The 16,276-nt window shown below is 61.3% G+C and carries 14 protein-coding genes; 8 read left to right on the top strand and 6 right to left on the bottom strand.

Translation table 11 applies throughout. The features are described from left to right. The first annotated feature begins 51 nt into the window (after window positions 1-51). From ABD903_RS04340 to ABD903_RS04315, 6 genes are all read left to right on the top strand, one after another. Window positions 52-978 (top strand): WD40 repeat domain-containing protein, encoded by a 927-nt coding sequence (locus ABD903_RS04340; RefSeq protein ID WP_345221732.1) that lies wholly within the window; start codon window positions 52-54, stop codon window positions 976-978. 122 nt (window positions 979-1,100) lie between these two features. Then, window positions 1,101-2,108: a DivIVA domain-containing protein gene (locus tag ABD903_RS04335; RefSeq protein ID WP_345221729.1), complete on the top strand. Its 1,008-nt coding sequence runs from the start codon at window positions 1,101-1,103 to the stop codon at window positions 2,106-2,108. 217 nt (window positions 2,109-2,325) lie between these two features. After that, window positions 2,326-2,697: a dihydroneopterin aldolase gene (gene folB / locus ABD903_RS04330; protein ID WP_345221728.1), complete on the top strand. Its 372-nt coding sequence runs from the start codon at window positions 2,326-2,328 to the stop codon at window positions 2,695-2,697. 189 nt (window positions 2,698-2,886) lie between these two features. Beyond that, window positions 2,887-3,303 carry a BlaI/MecI/CopY family transcriptional regulator gene (locus ABD903_RS04325; protein WP_345221726.1) on the top strand — a complete coding sequence of 139 codons (417 nt, stop codon included), beginning with the start codon at window positions 2,887-2,889 and terminating at the stop codon, window positions 3,301-3,303. After that, window positions 3,300-5,798 carry a M56 family metallopeptidase gene (locus tag ABD903_RS04320; RefSeq protein WP_345221725.1) on the top strand — a complete coding sequence of 833 codons (2,499 nt, stop codon included), beginning with the start codon at window positions 3,300-3,302 and terminating at the stop codon, window positions 5,796-5,798. Before ABD903_RS04325 ends, ABD903_RS04320 begins: the two co-directional genes overlap by 4 nt. Before the next feature lie 248 nt (window positions 5,799-6,046). Then, complete coding sequence (locus ABD903_RS04315) at window positions 6,047-8,608, top strand: DUF5916 domain-containing protein (RefSeq protein WP_345221723.1); 2,562 nt, start codon at window positions 6,047-6,049, stop codon at window positions 8,606-8,608. Window positions 8,609-8,660: 52 nt separating this feature from the next. Here ABD903_RS04315 and meaB read toward each other — a convergent pair whose 3' ends face one another. Continuing rightward, window positions 8,661-9,638, bottom strand: a complete 978-nt coding sequence (meaB, locus tag ABD903_RS04310) for a methylmalonyl Co-A mutase-associated GTPase MeaB (protein ID WP_345221721.1) — start codon at window positions 9,636-9,638, stop codon at window positions 8,661-8,663. A 147-nt stretch (window positions 9,639-9,785) separates the two neighbouring features. On the opposite strand from meaB, the gene ABD903_RS04305 reads away from it, so the two are divergent. Further along, complete coding sequence (locus tag ABD903_RS04305; RefSeq protein WP_345221720.1) at window positions 9,786-11,207, top strand: DUF5723 family protein; 1,422 nt, start codon at window positions 9,786-9,788, stop codon at window positions 11,205-11,207. A gap of 97 nt (window positions 11,208-11,304) precedes the next feature. On the opposite strand, the gene ABD903_RS04300 is transcribed toward ABD903_RS04305, so the two are convergent. From ABD903_RS04300 to ABD903_RS04280, 5 genes are all read right to left on the bottom strand, one after another. Then, window positions 11,305-12,402, bottom strand: coding sequence for a lactonase family protein (locus ABD903_RS04300; RefSeq protein ID WP_345221719.1), 1,098 nt, complete (start codon window positions 12,400-12,402; stop codon window positions 11,305-11,307). 143 nt (window positions 12,403-12,545) lie between these two features. Beyond that, window positions 12,546-13,106 (bottom strand): NUDIX hydrolase, encoded by a 561-nt coding sequence (locus ABD903_RS04295; protein WP_345221718.1) that lies wholly within the window; start codon window positions 13,104-13,106, stop codon window positions 12,546-12,548. After that, window positions 13,097-13,546 carry a VOC family protein gene (locus ABD903_RS04290; protein ID WP_345221716.1) on the bottom strand — a complete coding sequence of 150 codons (450 nt, stop codon included), beginning with the start codon at window positions 13,544-13,546 and terminating at the stop codon, window positions 13,097-13,099. The genes ABD903_RS04295 and ABD903_RS04290 overlap by 10 nt, the downstream gene beginning before the upstream one ends. 135 nt (window positions 13,547-13,681) lie before the next feature. Continuing rightward, the gene (locus ABD903_RS04285; protein ID WP_345221714.1) at window positions 13,682-14,332 is read right to left on the bottom strand and encodes a L,D-transpeptidase family protein; all 651 of its coding nucleotides are present in this window, start codon (window positions 14,330-14,332) and stop codon (window positions 13,682-13,684) included. A 355-nt stretch (window positions 14,333-14,687) separates the two neighbouring features. After that, the gene (locus tag ABD903_RS04280) at window positions 14,688-15,077 is read right to left on the bottom strand and encodes a YybH family protein (RefSeq protein ID WP_345221712.1); all 390 of its coding nucleotides are present in this window, start codon (window positions 15,075-15,077) and stop codon (window positions 14,688-14,690) included. 160 nt (window positions 15,078-15,237) lie between these two features. On the opposite strand from ABD903_RS04280, the gene ABD903_RS04275 reads away from it, so the two are divergent. Continuing rightward, window positions 15,238-16,221 (top strand): alpha/beta hydrolase, encoded by a 984-nt coding sequence (locus tag ABD903_RS04275; protein ID WP_345221710.1) that lies wholly within the window; start codon window positions 15,238-15,240, stop codon window positions 16,219-16,221. The last annotated feature ends 55 nt before the right edge of the window (window positions 16,222-16,276 follow it).

The following is a 16,276-nucleotide window of genomic DNA, read 5'->3' as shown; positions in this document are numbered from 1 at the left end:
GCCCGCCGTACTTTCGCGCTGCCGACTGCCCGGCCCCGCTTTCCGCTTGCCATGACCCTGCTGCACCGTCCGCAAATTCAGAAGCTGGCTTCCCTCACCGGCCACCGCGACTGCGTGTACGCGCTGGCTGGCCACGCCAACGAAGACGCCCTGTTCTCGGCCGGCGCCGACGGCTTTGTGGTGAGTTGGAGCCTAAACGCGCCCGAGCAGGACGGGCAGCTGGTAGCCCGCGTCGAAAACTCCGTGTATGCCTTGCATTACGTGCCCGAGCGGCAGCTGCTGCTCATCGGTCACAACTACCAGGGCGTGCAGGCCATTGATTTGCACGAAAAGCAGCTCTGGCGCGCCACCGCCCTGCCGCCCGTAGCTATTTTCGATTTCGCCTATTCCGCCCCGCGCAACCGCTTGTACGTGGCCTTGGCCGATGGCACTCTGGCCGTGCTCCGCGCCAACGACTTCAGCCTCGAAAAGCTGCTGCGCGTTGCCCACAAAAGCCTGCGTAGCCTGGCCTTGCACGAAGAGCGCGGAGAGTTGGCCATCGGCTCCTCCGATGCCACCGTGCGTATCCTGGACGCCGATACGCTGGCCGTGCGCCACACCCTCACCGAGGCCACCAACTCCGTTTTCACCGTGGCCTACAGCCCCGACGGCGAGCGGCTTTTTGCCGCCGGCCGCGACGCTCACCTGCGTGCTTACGAAGTGGCACAGGGTTACACCGAAGGCCTGACTGTAGTGGCACATCTGTTTGCCATTAACCACCTCACCTTCAGCCCCGATGGGCAGATGTTTGCTACGTGCAGCATGGACAAGAGCATTAAGCTGTGGGAAACCAGCACCGGCCGCCTGCTGCGCGTGGCCGACCGCGCCCGCAGCGCCGGCCACGGCACTTCGGTAAACCGCTTGTTTTGGTCGGGGAGGCAGAATCGGTTAGTTTCGTGTAGCGACGACCGCAGCCTTGCCGTTTGGCAGGTTAGTTAGTACTGAGAAGTTGGTCTGGGGTAGGTAAAAGCCGTTTGACGGACCGAAGCGGTGCTTGCGTCAAACCGCCGGATTTTCACCGCTTACTCGTTGCTTTCCCCTCCGTACGCAATACCAATACCATGAAAATTACCCCACTCGACATTCGGCAGAAAACCTTCGAGCGCGCGTTTCGCGGCGTCGATAAAGACGAGGTAGATGCGTTTCTGCTTACCCTCTCGCAGCAGTGGGAGCGAATGAGCGACGAAAACCGCGAGCTGCGCCGCCAGCTGGAGCAGGCCCAGCACGACGTGCAGAAAATGCGCGAGGTGGAAACCTCGCTTTACCGCACCCTGAAAACGGCCGAAGACACCAGCACCAGCATTGTGGAGCAGGCTCAGAAATCGGCTGAGCTCAAGCAGCGCGAAGCCCAGCTACAAGCCGAACAGCTGCTCTCCGACGCCCGTCAGAAAGCCCGCCGGGTAGTGGACGAAGCTTACCAGCAGGCCGAGAAAGCCGTGGCCGATATGCAGAGCGAAGTGAACGTGCTGGGCCAGGAGCACCAGCGCCTCGAAAGCGTGCTCGATACCCTCATGCGCGACTTGCAGCACCTGGCAGCGGGCGTGCAGGAAAAGGTGGAAAAAGCCCAGCAGCGCCCACGCGGCTCGGTGGCCGCCATCCTTTCGCGGGCAGCTAGCGTAAAGGTTAACCGCGAGGAACCCGCCTCGCCCGCAACCGACACACCTATGTTCGTGCACACATCCTCCGCTTCGTCGGGCGCTTCTATTCCGGCCACTGCACCGGCCAACGGCGGCTCCGCCCGCGGCGCCGAGCCTACCAACCGTCCCATTGGCCCGCAGCCCGGCAAACAGCCCCAGCCCGGTGAGCCGGCCCACACGCCCGGCCCCGAAATCGATCCGCTACAGCCCGGCGAGCATCCCGGCGTTTCAGAACCCTCGCGCATTCACGTGCCCGAGCCCGCCCGCGTGCCCAGCCCCGACGCGCCCCAGGTAGAGCCCATGCGCCCCGACATTCAGCCGGTAACGCCTAACTCGCCCGAAATAGCTCCGCCCACGCCGCAAACGCACCCCGGCATGGCTGCCGTGCCCGCTACGGCTGAAGCCGAGAAGTCGTTTTTCGACGAGATATAAGCCGGACCACGGCTTATGTCGCGCTCGGCTGCACTTGGCCAGATCAGGTGAAATTCAGAAACGAAAAAGCCCGCGCCCAAACGCGGGCTTTTTCGTTTCCTTTGCGCGGAGCTTACCGGGCAGTTGGCCGCGGCAAGGCGGCTTTCCCGTGGTTCTGCTTGCAAGAGTTGCTGGTCATTCGTTCAGCCATTCACTCACACATTCAATCATCGTTTCAATGGGCCAGATTTCGCTCGAAGGACTGGAGTTTTTTGCGTTTCACGGCTACTACGACGAAGAGCAGAAAATTGGCAACAAGTACGGCGTCGACCTGAAAGTGCGCACCAACCTCTACCGCGCCGGCTCTACCGATAAGCTGCCCGAAACCGTGAACTACGAGGTGCTTTACAAGCTGGTGTTCGAGGAAATGCAGGCGCCCGCCCGCCTGCTGGAACACCTGGCCCACCGCATTATCGACCGCGTGATGCACGAGTTGCCACACGTACGCCGGGTAGAGGTCAGCGTATCCAAGTTTAACCCGCCGCTGGGCGGCATTTGCCACCGGGCCCGCGTTACCCTCAAGCGCAAGCGCCCGGCGCCGGCCTTGTAACCCCCAGCCCTGGATGCGCTGTTGCTCAGTGGCATCCTTACGAATTTAAGGCTAACGGTGCAGCCCTTTTCGGGGCCTGACTGTCTGTGGACTAGTATCACGAAATATTTCGTAGATTAAAGTTGACTTCTACGACATCTTTCGTATATGTTTGTGATACGAAAGCATTCGTAAATACGAACCTGAGTGATGGGAAAGAAAAACGTACCGCGCCCGACGGAATCGGAGCTGGAAATACTGCAGGTACTGTGGCAGCACGGTCCCAGCACAGTACGCTTGGTAAACGATGAGCTGAGCAAGCGCCGCGAGGTAGGCTACACCACCACGCTGAAACTGCTGCAACTGATGCACGAGAAAGGCATTGTGGACCGCGACGACTCCAGCCGTACCCACGTGTACCGGCCCGCCCTGCGTGAGCAGGAAACCCAAGGCGTACTCATCGACCGGCTGCTGGAAGCGGCTTTCGGTGGCTCGGCCCTGAAGCTGGTGCAGCAAGCCCTGGGCAACCGCAAAACCTCCCGCGAAGAGCTGGACCAAATCCGCGACCTGCTCGATCAGATGGACTCCGACCAACCCGACCAAACCCCTAATACCGACCCTAAATGAACTGGCTAGAGACCCTGCTGACGCCTGCGCTGGTGCGCGCCGTTGGTTACACGCTTCTGCACTCGCTGTGGCAGGGCGCCTTGGTGGCGCTGGCGCTGGCGGGACTCTTGTTGCTGCTGCGCCGTCACTCCGCCCAAGTGCGGTACACGGTTACGGCGGCTTCCCTGGGCCTTATTTTGCTGCTGGCCTGCGTTACGTTCACGCGGTACTACCTCACGGCGCCCCAAGCGGTAACCGAGGCAGCGCAGCAAGTGCAGGTGCCCAGCGCTGCTTACGAGGCCGCAGTAGCCGAAGCACCGGCGGCGCACCCGCTCAGCAAGCAGGTGGTGTTGGCTTACATCGAGCACAACCTACCACTTATTGTTACGCTGTGGCTGCTGGGGCTGCTCACCATGACGTTGCGCCTGCTCGGCGGCCTAGCCTACGTGCAGCGGCTGCGGCACTATGGCACCCGTCCGCTGGGGTTGGCCTGGCAGCACCGCTTGGCTAACCTCTCGGAACGGGCTGGGCTGAAGCGCCCGGTAGCGCTGCTGGAATCCAGCCTGGTGCGCGTGCCGGTGGTAATCGGGCACCTGAAACCCATGATTCTGCTGCCTTTGGGCGCGGTAGCAGGCCTCAGCCCTGCCCAAATGGAAGCCATTCTGGCGCATGAGTTGGCGCACGTTGCCCGCCGCGACTATCTGATCAACATCATTCAGTCGGTAGCCGAAATCCTGTTTTTCTATCACCCGGCCGTGTGGTTTCTGACGGCCACGCTGCGCTCGGAGCGCGAAAACTGCTGCGACGACGTGGCAGCTTCCCTATGCGGCGACCCGCTGGTGCTGGCCCGTGCCTTGGCCGCGCTGGCCGAACTGGGTCTTGAGCGTACCGCCGCCCCGCGCCTTACCATGGCCGCCGTAGGCCCGCGAGGCTCCTTGCTAGGCCGGGTACGCCGGCTGGTGCAGGGCCGCGGCGCACCCACTTTTTCCGAAGGCTTTATGGCCGCCTGCGTGGTAATGATGGGCATGGTGGTGCTGTGCCTTAGCGCGGTAGCGGCACTGGCGCATCCGCATTTGGCTGCTGCCGCCCCCCGGTTGCTGCGCCAGGCTCTACCGGCTTTGACTGTGCCGGCCGCGCCACCAGCGCCTTTGGCTCCGCTAGCTCCCCAGGCTCCGCAAGCGCCATCCAACGATGACGACGATGACCGAAAGCGCAAAGCCAAGCGTCAACGGGGCAAAGACACCCAGTTAATTGTGGTGGATCGAAATACCGCATCTTCACGCCGCGGTGCCCCCGGCTCGGTTATTATTGAAAAGGATAAGAAAGGCCGGCTCAAAGAGCTGTACGTGAATGGGCAGCGCATAGAAACCGATACTCCGGACCGGCGCGGCGGTAAAAAAGACGACGAGCGGGTGCAGATAGTGCAAATGCCTGCTTCGGACTACGTGCGTTACCACACATTGCCTGGCAGCTACACATACATAAATAATAGCAGCGCGGACAAGGAGCTGGACAAAGCCTTCAAAAGCAAAGTCCGGAAAGAGTTCGAGAAGGGATTCAAGTACAAGTACGAAACGGGCTCCGATGGCAACGTGCGGGTGTTTCGCCTGGACCCTGACGTCGACGAAGCGGCCCTGGTTGAGCATTCCTTGCGCGACGCTACCCGGAGCCTAGAAAGGGCGCTATCAGACCGCAACCTGTCCGATGGTGACCGGGAGCGGATGGAAGAGAAGCTGTCCGAACTGCGTGGCCGGCTGGAAATGCAGGATGAAGTTCGGCGCGACGCCGATGAGCGCCGCCGCGAGGCCGATGCGGTGCGTCGGGAAGCCGATGCCCGGCGACGTGAAGAAGCCGCCGTACGCCGGGAAGCTGAGGCGCGTCGCCGCGAAGAAGCGGCCCGGGTACGAGAGGAACGTGCCCGCGAACGGGCCGAACGCTCGCGCATCTTCGAAGAAAAATTTGTGGGCGAACTACGCCGAGACGGGCTGATTACCGATACCCGTAACTTTAACCTGGTGCTCACCAACAGCAGCTTGACCCTAAACGGCAAGCAGCAGCCCGAGACAGTACTGCGCAAATACCTGAAGATTTACCGCGAAGTGCACGGCAGCGACATGACCAGCACGGGCTCGATGAGCATTGCGCGGAATGGCACCGATGAGCACGTGATTACCCGCGACGCGGAGTCTTATTCGTACATGCCTGCGCCGCCCCGGCCGCCACGCGCTCCGAGCGCCCCTAGCGCACCTTCCGCACCACGTGCTCCTCGGGCGCCCCGCGCCCCACAGGCTCCCAAAACCACGTTCCTGAATTCGGTGGACATTCGTTCGGAACTGCTGCGCGACCAGCTCATTAACTCCGGCGACCGAACCCTGCAGTTTCGTTTGAATAACAAGGAAATGGTAGTGAACGGCAAAGCCCAGCCGGCAGAAGTGGCCGAGCGCTACCGCAAGCTGCTGGGCGGCGCCGAGGGCAGCCGCTCGGTGAACATGGACATTGTTATCGACAACGATTAGCTGGGAAATTCCTTGTTAGTGAGCAGCCACCGGCGGTTATAGTTGAGTGTAAACGCGTGTGGACAAGCCGGCCGGAAGTAAGATCCGGTCGGCTTTTGCTTTGGTGCCTTGATAGGACATTTCGGGCTCGGATGAACCTTCTGGGAATTAATTGTACCTGCAAGCAACGACTTGTGGCCCGATTGCATCTATCTGCGCGATAGAAACGGCAAGGCAGCCTGCCTTCCTCGACCAGACTTATTTTTGATATGCGCATTTGTACGCTGCTGTTAGCAGTTTTGGGGCTGTTTTCAAGCACGGTAGCCGCCCAAACCCCTGAGGCAAAGCCTGTAACGACGTTGGGGCCGAAAAAGCAGCTGGCGGCCGTGCGCGTTAGCGGCAGCATCAAGCTCGACGGCGTGCTCGACGAGGCAGCGTGGCAGCAGGCCGGCGTGGCCACCGACTTCATCCAGAACCGGCCGAACCCCGGCCCGCCCGAGCAGCACAAAACGGAAGTGCGCATCCTCTACGACGACGCGGCCCTCTACATCGGCGCTGTCATGCACGATGTCGCCCCTGATTCCATTCTGCGGGAGCTCAGCCAGCGCGACAACTTCGGCAACACCGATTTTTTCGGCGTTTTTCTGGATACCTACAACGACAAGCTCAACGGTTACGGCTTTTTTGTGACGGCAGCGGGCGTGCAGGCCGATGCACGTTACTCGCCGGCCAGCGGCGAGGACTTCGCCTGGAACGCCGTGTGGACGAGCCGTACCCTGCTGCAAGGCACCGACTGGGTAGCCGAAATGCGCATTCCGTACTCGGCCATTCGCTTCAGTACCCAACCGGAGCAGTCCTGGGGCCTGAACTTCATGCGCAACCGTCAGAGCACCCGACAAGGGTTTTTCTGGAACAACGTGAAGCCCGAGGTAGACGGTTTTGTGAACCAGTGGGGCCTGCTGACGGGCATCCGCGACATTAAAGCGCCGGTGCGCCTCTCGCTCACGCCCTACGTGTCGGGCTACGTTAACCATTTTCCTTACAACCAGGAAGGCGTGCGCAACTCCACCACCAGCTTTAACGGCGGCGCCGACGTGAAATACGGCATTAACGAGAGCTTCACGCTGGACGCCACGCTGGTACCGGATTTTGGGCAGGTCATTAGCGACAACCAGGTGCTGAACCTGACGCCCTTTGAGGTGCAGTTCAACGAGAACCGGCAGTTTTTCACCGAAGGCACCGAGCTGTTCAACAAAGGCAACCTGTTTTATTCCCGCCGCATCGGCTCGCAGCCCATGGGCTTGTACCAGGTGGAAGGGCAGCTGCAGAGCGGGGAGCGAATTGTGCGCAACCCGGCCGAAACGCGCCTGCTCAACGCCACCAAGGTATCGGGGCGCACCAGCAAGGGCCTGGGCATAGGCTTGTTTAACGCGGTATCCAAGGAGGCACACGCGGAGGTGGCCAACGAGGCCACGGGCGAATCGCGCCGCATTACCACCCAGCCCCTAACCAACTACAGCATTGCGGTGCTCGACCAGAGCCTGAAAAACAACTCGTTCGTGTCGCTCATCAACACCAACGTAACCCGCGGCGGCCGCACCTACGACGCCAACGTAACCGGCGGCTTGCTGCGCCTGGCTAACAAAAGCAACTCGTACGCGCTGGATGCCAGCCTGATTTACTCGCGCCGCCGCGGCAAGCAGTTCGGGCAGGAGCAGGACGTTAGCGACCCAGACGGCTTTAAATACCAGGTGGGCGTGGGCAAAATTGGCGGGCAGTTTCAGTGGCGTCTGAGCCACGGCATCGAGTCGGAGACGTACAACATCAGCGACCTGGGCATTCAGTTCGGCAATAACTTTATTTCGCAGGTGGCCGAGCTGAACTACTCTAAGTTCAAGCCCTTCTGGAAAGTGAACCGCTTCAGCAGCTACTTCGTGGTGGAGAACCGCTACCTGTTTCGGCCCACGCTCTACCAAAACCTGGGCTTTTACCACGGCGCCAACACCACCTTCACCAAGAATTTCCTGAGCCTGGGCTATAACCTGGACGTTAACCTGCATAACAACGACTACTTTGAGCCGCGGGTGTTTCCGCTGGGCCGGTACTACGTGCGGGTGCCCGCCAACGTGGGACTTAACGGCTGGCTGTCCAGCGACTACCGCAAGAAACTGGCCCTGGACTTCAACTGGGGCTACCGCGCGTTTGCCCGCGACGGCGACCGGCCGCGGCGGCTGGGCTACTCCTTGTCGCTGAGCCCGCGCTACCGCGTTAACAACCAGCTGAACTTCCGCTACAACCTGGGCTGGGATTTGCGCAGCCACCAGATTGGCTACGCCGGCGTGCTGAGCCCCGACGAGGTGCGCGGCTTTACCCACCTGGAAGACATGCGGGCCGCCGGCGACCCGCTGCTGGGCCGCCGCGACGTGGTGACGGTGAACAACACGGTGTCGGGCAACTACACCTTCAACAACCGCATGTCGTTCACCATTCGCACGCGCCACTACGTGAGCCACGTGAAGTACCAGGAGTTTATTCGCCTGCGGCCGGGCGCACAAGAGGAAACGGTGGATTACCAGGGCAACCGCAATACCACCTTCAACGCCTTCAACGTGGACGCCTTCTACGAATGGTGGTTTGCGCCCGGCTCGCAGGTGAGCATTGTGTGGAAAAACGCCGGCTCCACCTTCCTGCGGGCCGACCAGGCCACGCCGCTGTACTTCGACAACCTGGGCAGCACCATCAACACCCCGCACAACAATTCCGTCTCGGTGCGCATCCTCTACTTTCTGGACTACGTGGACCTGAAGCGCAAGCGGCCGGCCGGGAGCTAATGGCGGCGCATGCCGGGCTGGTGCCGACGCGGGCAGCCTGCCAACCGGCCCGTTACAACGCCAGTAGCTCCTCTGCCGCCCCAAAAGCCGATTTGCGGCCGTCCTGCACTTGTTGCTGAAGCTGCTCCAGGCGCTGCTGTACCTCCGGGCGGGCGTAAAACCGGGTTTCCAGCGCCTCCCGAATGGTTTGGTGCAGCCAGTGCAGGTTTTGCTCCTGCCGGCGGCTGGCAAAAAAGCCGTTGCCGCGCACCAGTTCCAGGTAACGCTGCACTTCTTCCCACACGCCGGGCACGCCTTCGCCGGTGAGGGCCGAGCAGGTGCGCACCACCGGGGCCCAGCCCGAGGCCGCATGCGGAAACAGGTGCAGGGCGCTCTGGTATTCGCGGCGGGCACGTTTGGCGGCCAACTCGTTACCCGTATCGGCTTTGGTAATCACCACGGCATCGGCCATTTCCATGATGCCTTTTTTGATGCCCTGCAGCTCGTCGCCGGCCCCGGCCAGCATCAGCAGCAGGAAAAAATCGACCATGCCGTGCACGGCGGTTTCGCTTTGGCCCACGCCCACGGTTTCCACGAATATCACGTTATAACCCGCCGCTTCGCACAGCAGCAGGGCTTCGCGGGTGGCACGGGCTACGCCGCCCAGGGAACGGCCGGCAGGGGAGGGCCGAATGTACGCGTGCGGATGTGCCGCCAACTGCGCCATGCGGGTTTTGTCGCCCAAAATGCTGCCGCCGCCGCGCTGGCTGCTGGGGTCGATGGCCAGTACGGCCAGGCGCAAGTCCTGCTCGGCAACCAAGTGCATACCCAGCGCCTCGATAAACGTGCTTTTGCCCACGCCGGGCACGCCGGTAATGCCCACCCGCACCGAGCGGCCGGTGCTGGGCAGCACGGCATCAATGACTTGCTGGGCCAGCTGCTGATCGGCGGGCAGGGTGCTTTCGACGAGCGTTATGGCGCGGCTGAGCACAAAGCGGTTACCGGCGCGCAGGCCGTCGAGGTATTGATCGAGGGTGAGGCGTTTGGGCAAGGTGAATGGGAGAAAAACAGACAAGACGCCGCAAACGCAAGGTTAACGGCCGGCTAACGTTGGTTGCGAGGCTTAAAAGTAGCTACTTGCTTGCCGTTGGCTATACCGGTACGTGCGTACGGGCCTCATCATTCACATTCGCTTTCAATGAAACACCTATTGCGGACCCTGTTGCTGCCGGCGCTGGCCTTAAGCGCAGGTGCGGCGCAGGCCCAAAACGAGCTGAGCAACTTTACGGCTACCGGCCGCGGCGGCGTGGCCACCACCTTCGTCAGCGACTACCAGTCCATCGGCATTAATCCAGCTAACCTGGCCCGCATCGGCGGTGCTAAGGTGGCCTTCAGTATCGGGGAGTTTGGGGCCGGCGCCGGCTCCCAGTCGCTCACGCGCACGCAGCTGAACAACCTGCTCTACAACACGGAGCAAAAGCTAACCCCGGCTGAGAAGCAAAGCCTTTCCGCTTCGTTTACCTCCGATAACGCCCTGAACGCCAACATTGACGCCACCACGTTTGGGCTGTCGGTGGCCGTGCCCAGCATCGGGACCATTGCCATCAGCAACCACCAGCGCGTGAGCACACACGTGGGCCTGAACAAAAACGCGGCGGAGCTGCTGTTCCTCGGCTTTAATGCGCCCATTATCACCAACAATTTCAACCCCGACGGCTCGCCGAAAAACCTAGCTACCATACCATTGGTGTCGGAAGCCTTGGCAGGTTCCGAGCTGCAGGTTTCGTGGCTGAACGAGTTCAACCTGGCCTACGGTACGCGCGTGCTCGATTTGCCGGCCCTGCAGATAATGGCCGGCGCGGGCTACCGCTACATTGAGGGTGTAGGCATGGTGGACGTGCGTATAGAGGACGGCAAAGTAGAAGCCTTTGGGGCCCTCTCGCCGCTGTTCGACATCGATTACGGGCAACTCGCCTCGAATCCCCGTTTCAACCTGCGCCAGCGCGAGTCGGGTTTGCAGCCCGTGGGCAAGGGGCACGGCTTCGACCTCGGCGTATCGGCGGAAGTAGGCAAAGCGGTGCGCCTCGGTTTGGCCATTACCGATATTGGCAACATGACCTGGGAAGGCAACCTGGTTACGGCCAGCGACCAGAAGCTGAAGCGCCTGCGTTCGGCAGGCGTGGGGAGCTATAACTTCATCAAGGAAGCCACCGAGCTGTTTGCCGCTGGCACCGATAGCCTGTTTCAGTACCAGCCCGGTGCCGAGCGCAAAGCCTCCTTGCCCACTAAAATCCGCGGCGGCGTGGGACTGCGCCTTAGCGAGTATTTCGAAACCGGCCTCGACGTAACAGTGCCGCTCAATAACGTGGCCGGCAACATTGTGGCGCCGTTCGTGGGCGTGGGGCTCGATTATAAACCCGTGCACTGGATTCGGTTGAGCACCGGAGCCACGGCTGGGGCCGGCTACCGCTTCAGTGTGCCGCTCGGCGTTACGCTCACCACCAAAGTTTACGAAGCCGGCATCAGCACCCGCGACCTGCCGGGCCTGCTGACTTCGGAAAACCCGTACGTGTCGGTGGCCATGGGCTTCTTGCGCTTTAAAATCGGACAAACGCAGTGAACCGCTATTGAAGACCGCTTTCTAAACCCGTTCCCGTTTCAATAAAAAAAGGCCCCGGCTGAACAGCCGGGGCCTTTTTTTATTGAAACGGGAACGGTTAGCGCGGGCCGACCTGTACGAAATTGGGCAGGCCCAGCTTGCTGCGGCGGCCGCCGAGCTTAATGCCGTCATCGGCGTATTTGCAGGCCGCGCCGGCGGCGTTGGGTTCCTGAATAACGCCCAGGAAAGGATTGTCTTCGCGGGCCACGTAAATGCGGCCGTCGGGGCCCAGCTGCAAGGAGCCAATTTTGCGGTTCGCCGAGTTGCCGATGGCCGTTTTCTCGCCGGTTTTCAGGTTTACCTGCCACACCTGGGCATTGCCACCGCCGTTGCCGTTGCTGGTCACGTACAGCTTCGAGGCGTCGGGCGAAAACTCCACGCCGTAGGCTTCCTCAAATCCTTTGTACGCTTTGGGGTTAGCTACTTTGCCGGTAGCGTTGTCGAAATCGAACACTTCCACGCGGTTGGCCTCGCGCCAGATGGCCACGGCCAGCTTGCGGCCGTCGGGCGAAAATTTCATGCACCCGATGGCGTTACGGCCAGGGCCGGCATGCATGCTGCCCACGTTGCTCAGGTTGGGTTTGGTCACGATGCCGTCGGCCGTTACGAGGTAGCTCACGAAGGCGCCCGAGTTCCAGCGGTGGCCTACCACCCACACGTCTTTGCCGTTGCGGTGGCGCACGGCGGCCAGTTTTTCGGCCACCGGCGAAATCAGCAGCGCGTTGGTGCGTTTGATGTCGCCCAGGCCACCTTCCGCCGTCATGTCGAGCACGGAGTAACGCATGCCGCCCGAGGTGCCTTCGGCCGCCGTAGTAAAAATGTAGAACACGTTGCCGCTGCCGGGGTCGGGCACGATGAGGGCACTCTGGGCGCTGGATTTGCTGCCCATCAGGCCCTTGCCGTTGGGCATAAGCTGGTGCTGGCGGTTCCACACGTTCACGCCGTTTGTGTAAAACAGCAGCTGCCCGCGCGACGTGGTGGCCACGGCGCAGCCTTCGTAAGTGCTCAACTTGCCGTCGAGCAAGGGCTCGGGGGCACCTTTGCGAAAGTCGAGGCCGGCCTCACCGCCGAAATACCAGATGGACTGTTGCTGCTGAGCCGACGCTTGGAATCCAAGCAGCCAAATGCCGAGGAGAAGTAAAAAACGGTTGTGCATGTGCAGTGAAAAAGGCCTGCTGGGTTATCGACAGCAGCGCGCATGAGTTCGTTTAACGTAAATCCGTGCCAAAAATTGACCGGGGGAAGCAAATATGCCGCCCTGAAGGTCGCAAAGAAAGGTACTGAGCGGTACCAGGAACGTTAAATAGCCCACTCGCCGGCCAGCAGGCGCGGCAACAGCTGCTGCACAATGCGGTAGCTCAGGCCCCAGAGATGATGCCCGCCGGCCACGCGGTAAAACGATATTTCCGCCGCCCGGGGCCAGCCTTCCAGCTGCCACATTTCGGTGGCGTGTGTGCCCGGCGCCAGCAGTTCCGGCACCGATACTTCCAGCACTTCGTCTATTTCGCTGGTTTGCCAGCGCCACTGTGCCGGCCGTTCGATGCGGCCCAAAAACGGCGCCACCCGAAAACCGGTGGTGAGGGTGCTGATGACGGGTAGCTTGGCCAGCACCGTTACTTGCTCGGGCGTTAAGCCTACTTCTTCCTCAGCTTCGCGCAGGGCGGTGTGCAGGGGCGAAGCATCGGTGGGGTCGGTTTTACCGCCGGGAAATGCCAGCTGGCCGCCGTGCACGCCAAAATTACCGCGGCGTACCAGCACCAAGCGCAACTCGCCGGCCGCGTCGCGAAACACGGGCACCAGCACGGCCGCGTCGCGCAGGGGGGTGGCGGCTGCGTTAGGTGCGGAACCGGCTACCCCCATTGCTGCAGCTCGATGACGTTACACTCGGGGTCGGCCACATAGGCCCAAGTTACGGTCCGGCCCAGCGCGGTCGTGTGCGAGGCAACTTCACCCAGGGCCGAGCCGCCTTCGGCTACCACCACGGCGCGGGCGGCGGCTACGTCGTCTACCTCGAACGCAATGTGGCCAAAACCGGGGCGGTTGGGCGCGGTGCGGGCGCGGTTGCTGAGTGGGTCGTAGCCGAAAATTTCCAGCGTGGGGCCTTCGGGACCGTGGCCGGGCAGGCGCATGTGAATGCCCCGCTGCCGGGCGTTGCCCTCACTGGTCAGGGCCTGGTCGTGGTAGTCGCGCTGGGGCAGCACCGGTTCGCAGCCGAATACGCGTTCGTAAAAGGCGGCCAGGGCTTCCCAATCTTCGGCGGTTAAGTTGGTATGAGCGTAGCGGGCGTGGAGCAGCGGCATGAGCAAAAAAGGTGCGTAGTTACCAGATAATGCAGCATAGCACGCGGTAAAGACGAGCTGTACTACACAAGGAGCGGCGGCACAATCTAACCATACGTGCTATAATAACGGAAGGCAAGGGCCAAGCTATTGCCGCTAGTTCAGTACGTACGTGCCTTGGGCGTTGATGCTGACGGTGGGCAAAGTGTGGTGCTGGGCAAACTGGCGGTAGCCGGGCGCCAGGCTTTGCCAGAAACCATGATGGACGCTGGTACGCCGGCCAAGAAGCTGATCTTCGGTTAACTCGAAGGGAAAAATATGCACCCACAGCTCCTCTTGGCCCGCTTGGCGGGCTTCCGTGGCCAATACGTAAACCTCTTTAATGCCGGCGTCGGTAATGGGCAGGCAGCCGATGGTAACGTTAGAGCCGTGAATGAAAATGTCGCCGCCGGGGCGGGCGCTGCCCAACTGGCGGTCGGCAGCGTTCGGATAATCAAGACCGAGCGAGAGGTAGTACAGGCTTTGGGGATTAAACCGGTCGATGCGGTAAAAGCCCTCCGGCACTTGCCCGTCACCCTCGCGGCGCTTTGGCCCGAGCGTGCCCGAGGTGCCGGCCAGCGGGTAGGTCTTGAAAAGCGTAAAGGCGGGTGCGTCGCGGTTGCGTGCCCACACTTCTAACCGCTTTCCAATTTTAAACACCCGGAAAAACACTTCCATTTTTGCCGGCTCTATGCCGCGCTCCTGCAACTGACGCCGTAGGTTGGGCCACGCTTCGCCATACGCCACTTGCACCCGCGGGTGCGCCATTTGAGCATCGCGAAAACTTGGCGCTTCCGGACCTGCACTTGTTAACAACAGCCCCGTGAGAGCCGCCAACCAATACCGCATAGCAAACGGTGGAGAAGCCTGCTGATGGCCCACCGAGGGCCTTAAAGACTTCTTCCTCTCCTGTCACAAAGTAACGGCCGAGCTTGGCGTTATTATATGCCGGCTATATATAATTTCATGGAAAAGGAATCGGGTGCCACCGGCTGCTCAGTTCACATGATTTCTGTTGCTACGAGCCAGACGGGATGGTTAAGCAGCAGCACGGGCATCGGTGGGTTTTTCCCGTCGATGCACGCCCTGTTCTATGCTTGACTGCCAAGCCGGCAGCCAGAGGCTATTTTGCGGTGTTGCTGTTCCAAATGTCGCGCTGTAGCTTCCAGTGGCCGTTTTCGCGCTTCCATACGCCAATGTATTTGCCGTGGTCGGGGCTGTTGTTGTCGCCGGTGAGGCGGTACGTGCCCAGCTCCACGGCCGAGTCGGGCCCGAGTTGGTCTACTTCCACGGTGTGCAGCTCGGCCCGGCGGAAACCCTGGTCCATTACGCTTTGCCAATACGCCGCAATGGCCGAATGGCCTTGCACCGTGTCGCTGCCGGCGGGCAGCAGCATACCGTCGGCGGTGTACAGAGTAGCCAGGGCGGCCGCGTCGCCGCGCTCTAAGCTGGTTTCCAGCTGCTGATTGATGCGGCGAATGTCGTCTACAATGGTGTCGGAGAGGGTTTCCATGAAGGGCGAGGAAAGAAGTGGACGTGGAGAACGAACTGCGTACCTCAAGGTATCAGATTTAACCGCTTTGGCAACGGGCCTTTTCACGCGGCCGTAGTTTCCAGTGCCGGATACAGCTCCTGCGTCTATCTTCAACAAAGCTTTTATCAGGTTCTGCGCTATGGCAACCGCTCTCAATTCCGCTTACGTGCCCGATGTGCTCGGCCCCGATTTCGAGCAGTGCAACATAACGCAGCCCGACGATTATGAAGGCGGAGTGCGCTGCACGATCGTGCGCCGCCGCCATCCGCAAGCCGCAATCAGCCGGGCGGTGCTGTACCTGCACGGCTTCACCGACTACTTTTTTCAGCGCGAGCTGGCCGAACAGTGGCTGCAGCACGGCTATCATTTCTACGCCCTCGACCTGCGCAAGTACGGCCGCTCGCTGCTGCCCCACCAGCGCCCCAACAACGTGCGCGACCTGCGTGAATACTTCCCCGACCTCGACGCGGCCCTGGACGTTTTGCAAGCCGAAGGCTGCAAGACGGTGGTGCTGAACGCGCACTCTACCGGTGGACTCATTGGCGCGTTGTATGCCCACACCGGCGCACGCCGCACGGCCCTGGCGGCTTTGGTACTCAACAGTCCGTTTTTTGAGATGAACCAGCCCTGGCTGCTGCGCCGGGTGGGTATTCCGCTGGTGGCGCGCGTGGGCGCGGTGTTGCCCAATCTGCCGCTGCCGGCCAATTTGCCGCGCAGCTACGGGCAAAGCCTGCACAACTCCCAGCGCGGCGAGTGGGACTACCACTTGCCCTGGAAGCCGTTGGAAGTGTTTCCGGTGAATGCCGGTTGGCTGCGCGCCATCCGAGCCGGGCATCGGCAGCTGGCGGCGGGTTTGCGCATTGCGCAACCCGTGCTGGTGCTGCATTCGGCCCGCACAGTCCGCCGCTACCACCCGTTCAGCGACGAGTATTTCGAGGCCGATGGCGTGCTGAACGTAAAACACATTCAGCAGCTGGCGCCGCGCCTGGGGCCGCACGTAACCCTGTGTGCCATTGAGGGCGGCATGCACGATTTGGTGCTGTCGCGGCCAGCAGTGCGGGCCGAAGTGTACCGGCAATTATTCGCTTGGCTGGCTGAGATGCTGCCGGTTGAGGAACGTTAGAAAAGACATTCCAGATAATTCCTGTGCCGTAATGAGTGTTACAGCCCTCCGGTAT

The organism is Hymenobacter koreensis, from assembly GCF_039541855.1.
GTDB lineage: Bacteria > Bacteroidota > Bacteroidia > Cytophagales > Hymenobacteraceae > Solirubrum > Solirubrum koreensis.
Note: the sequence above shows the minus strand (reverse complement) of the source record. Positions and strands in the feature narration are given on the sequence as shown.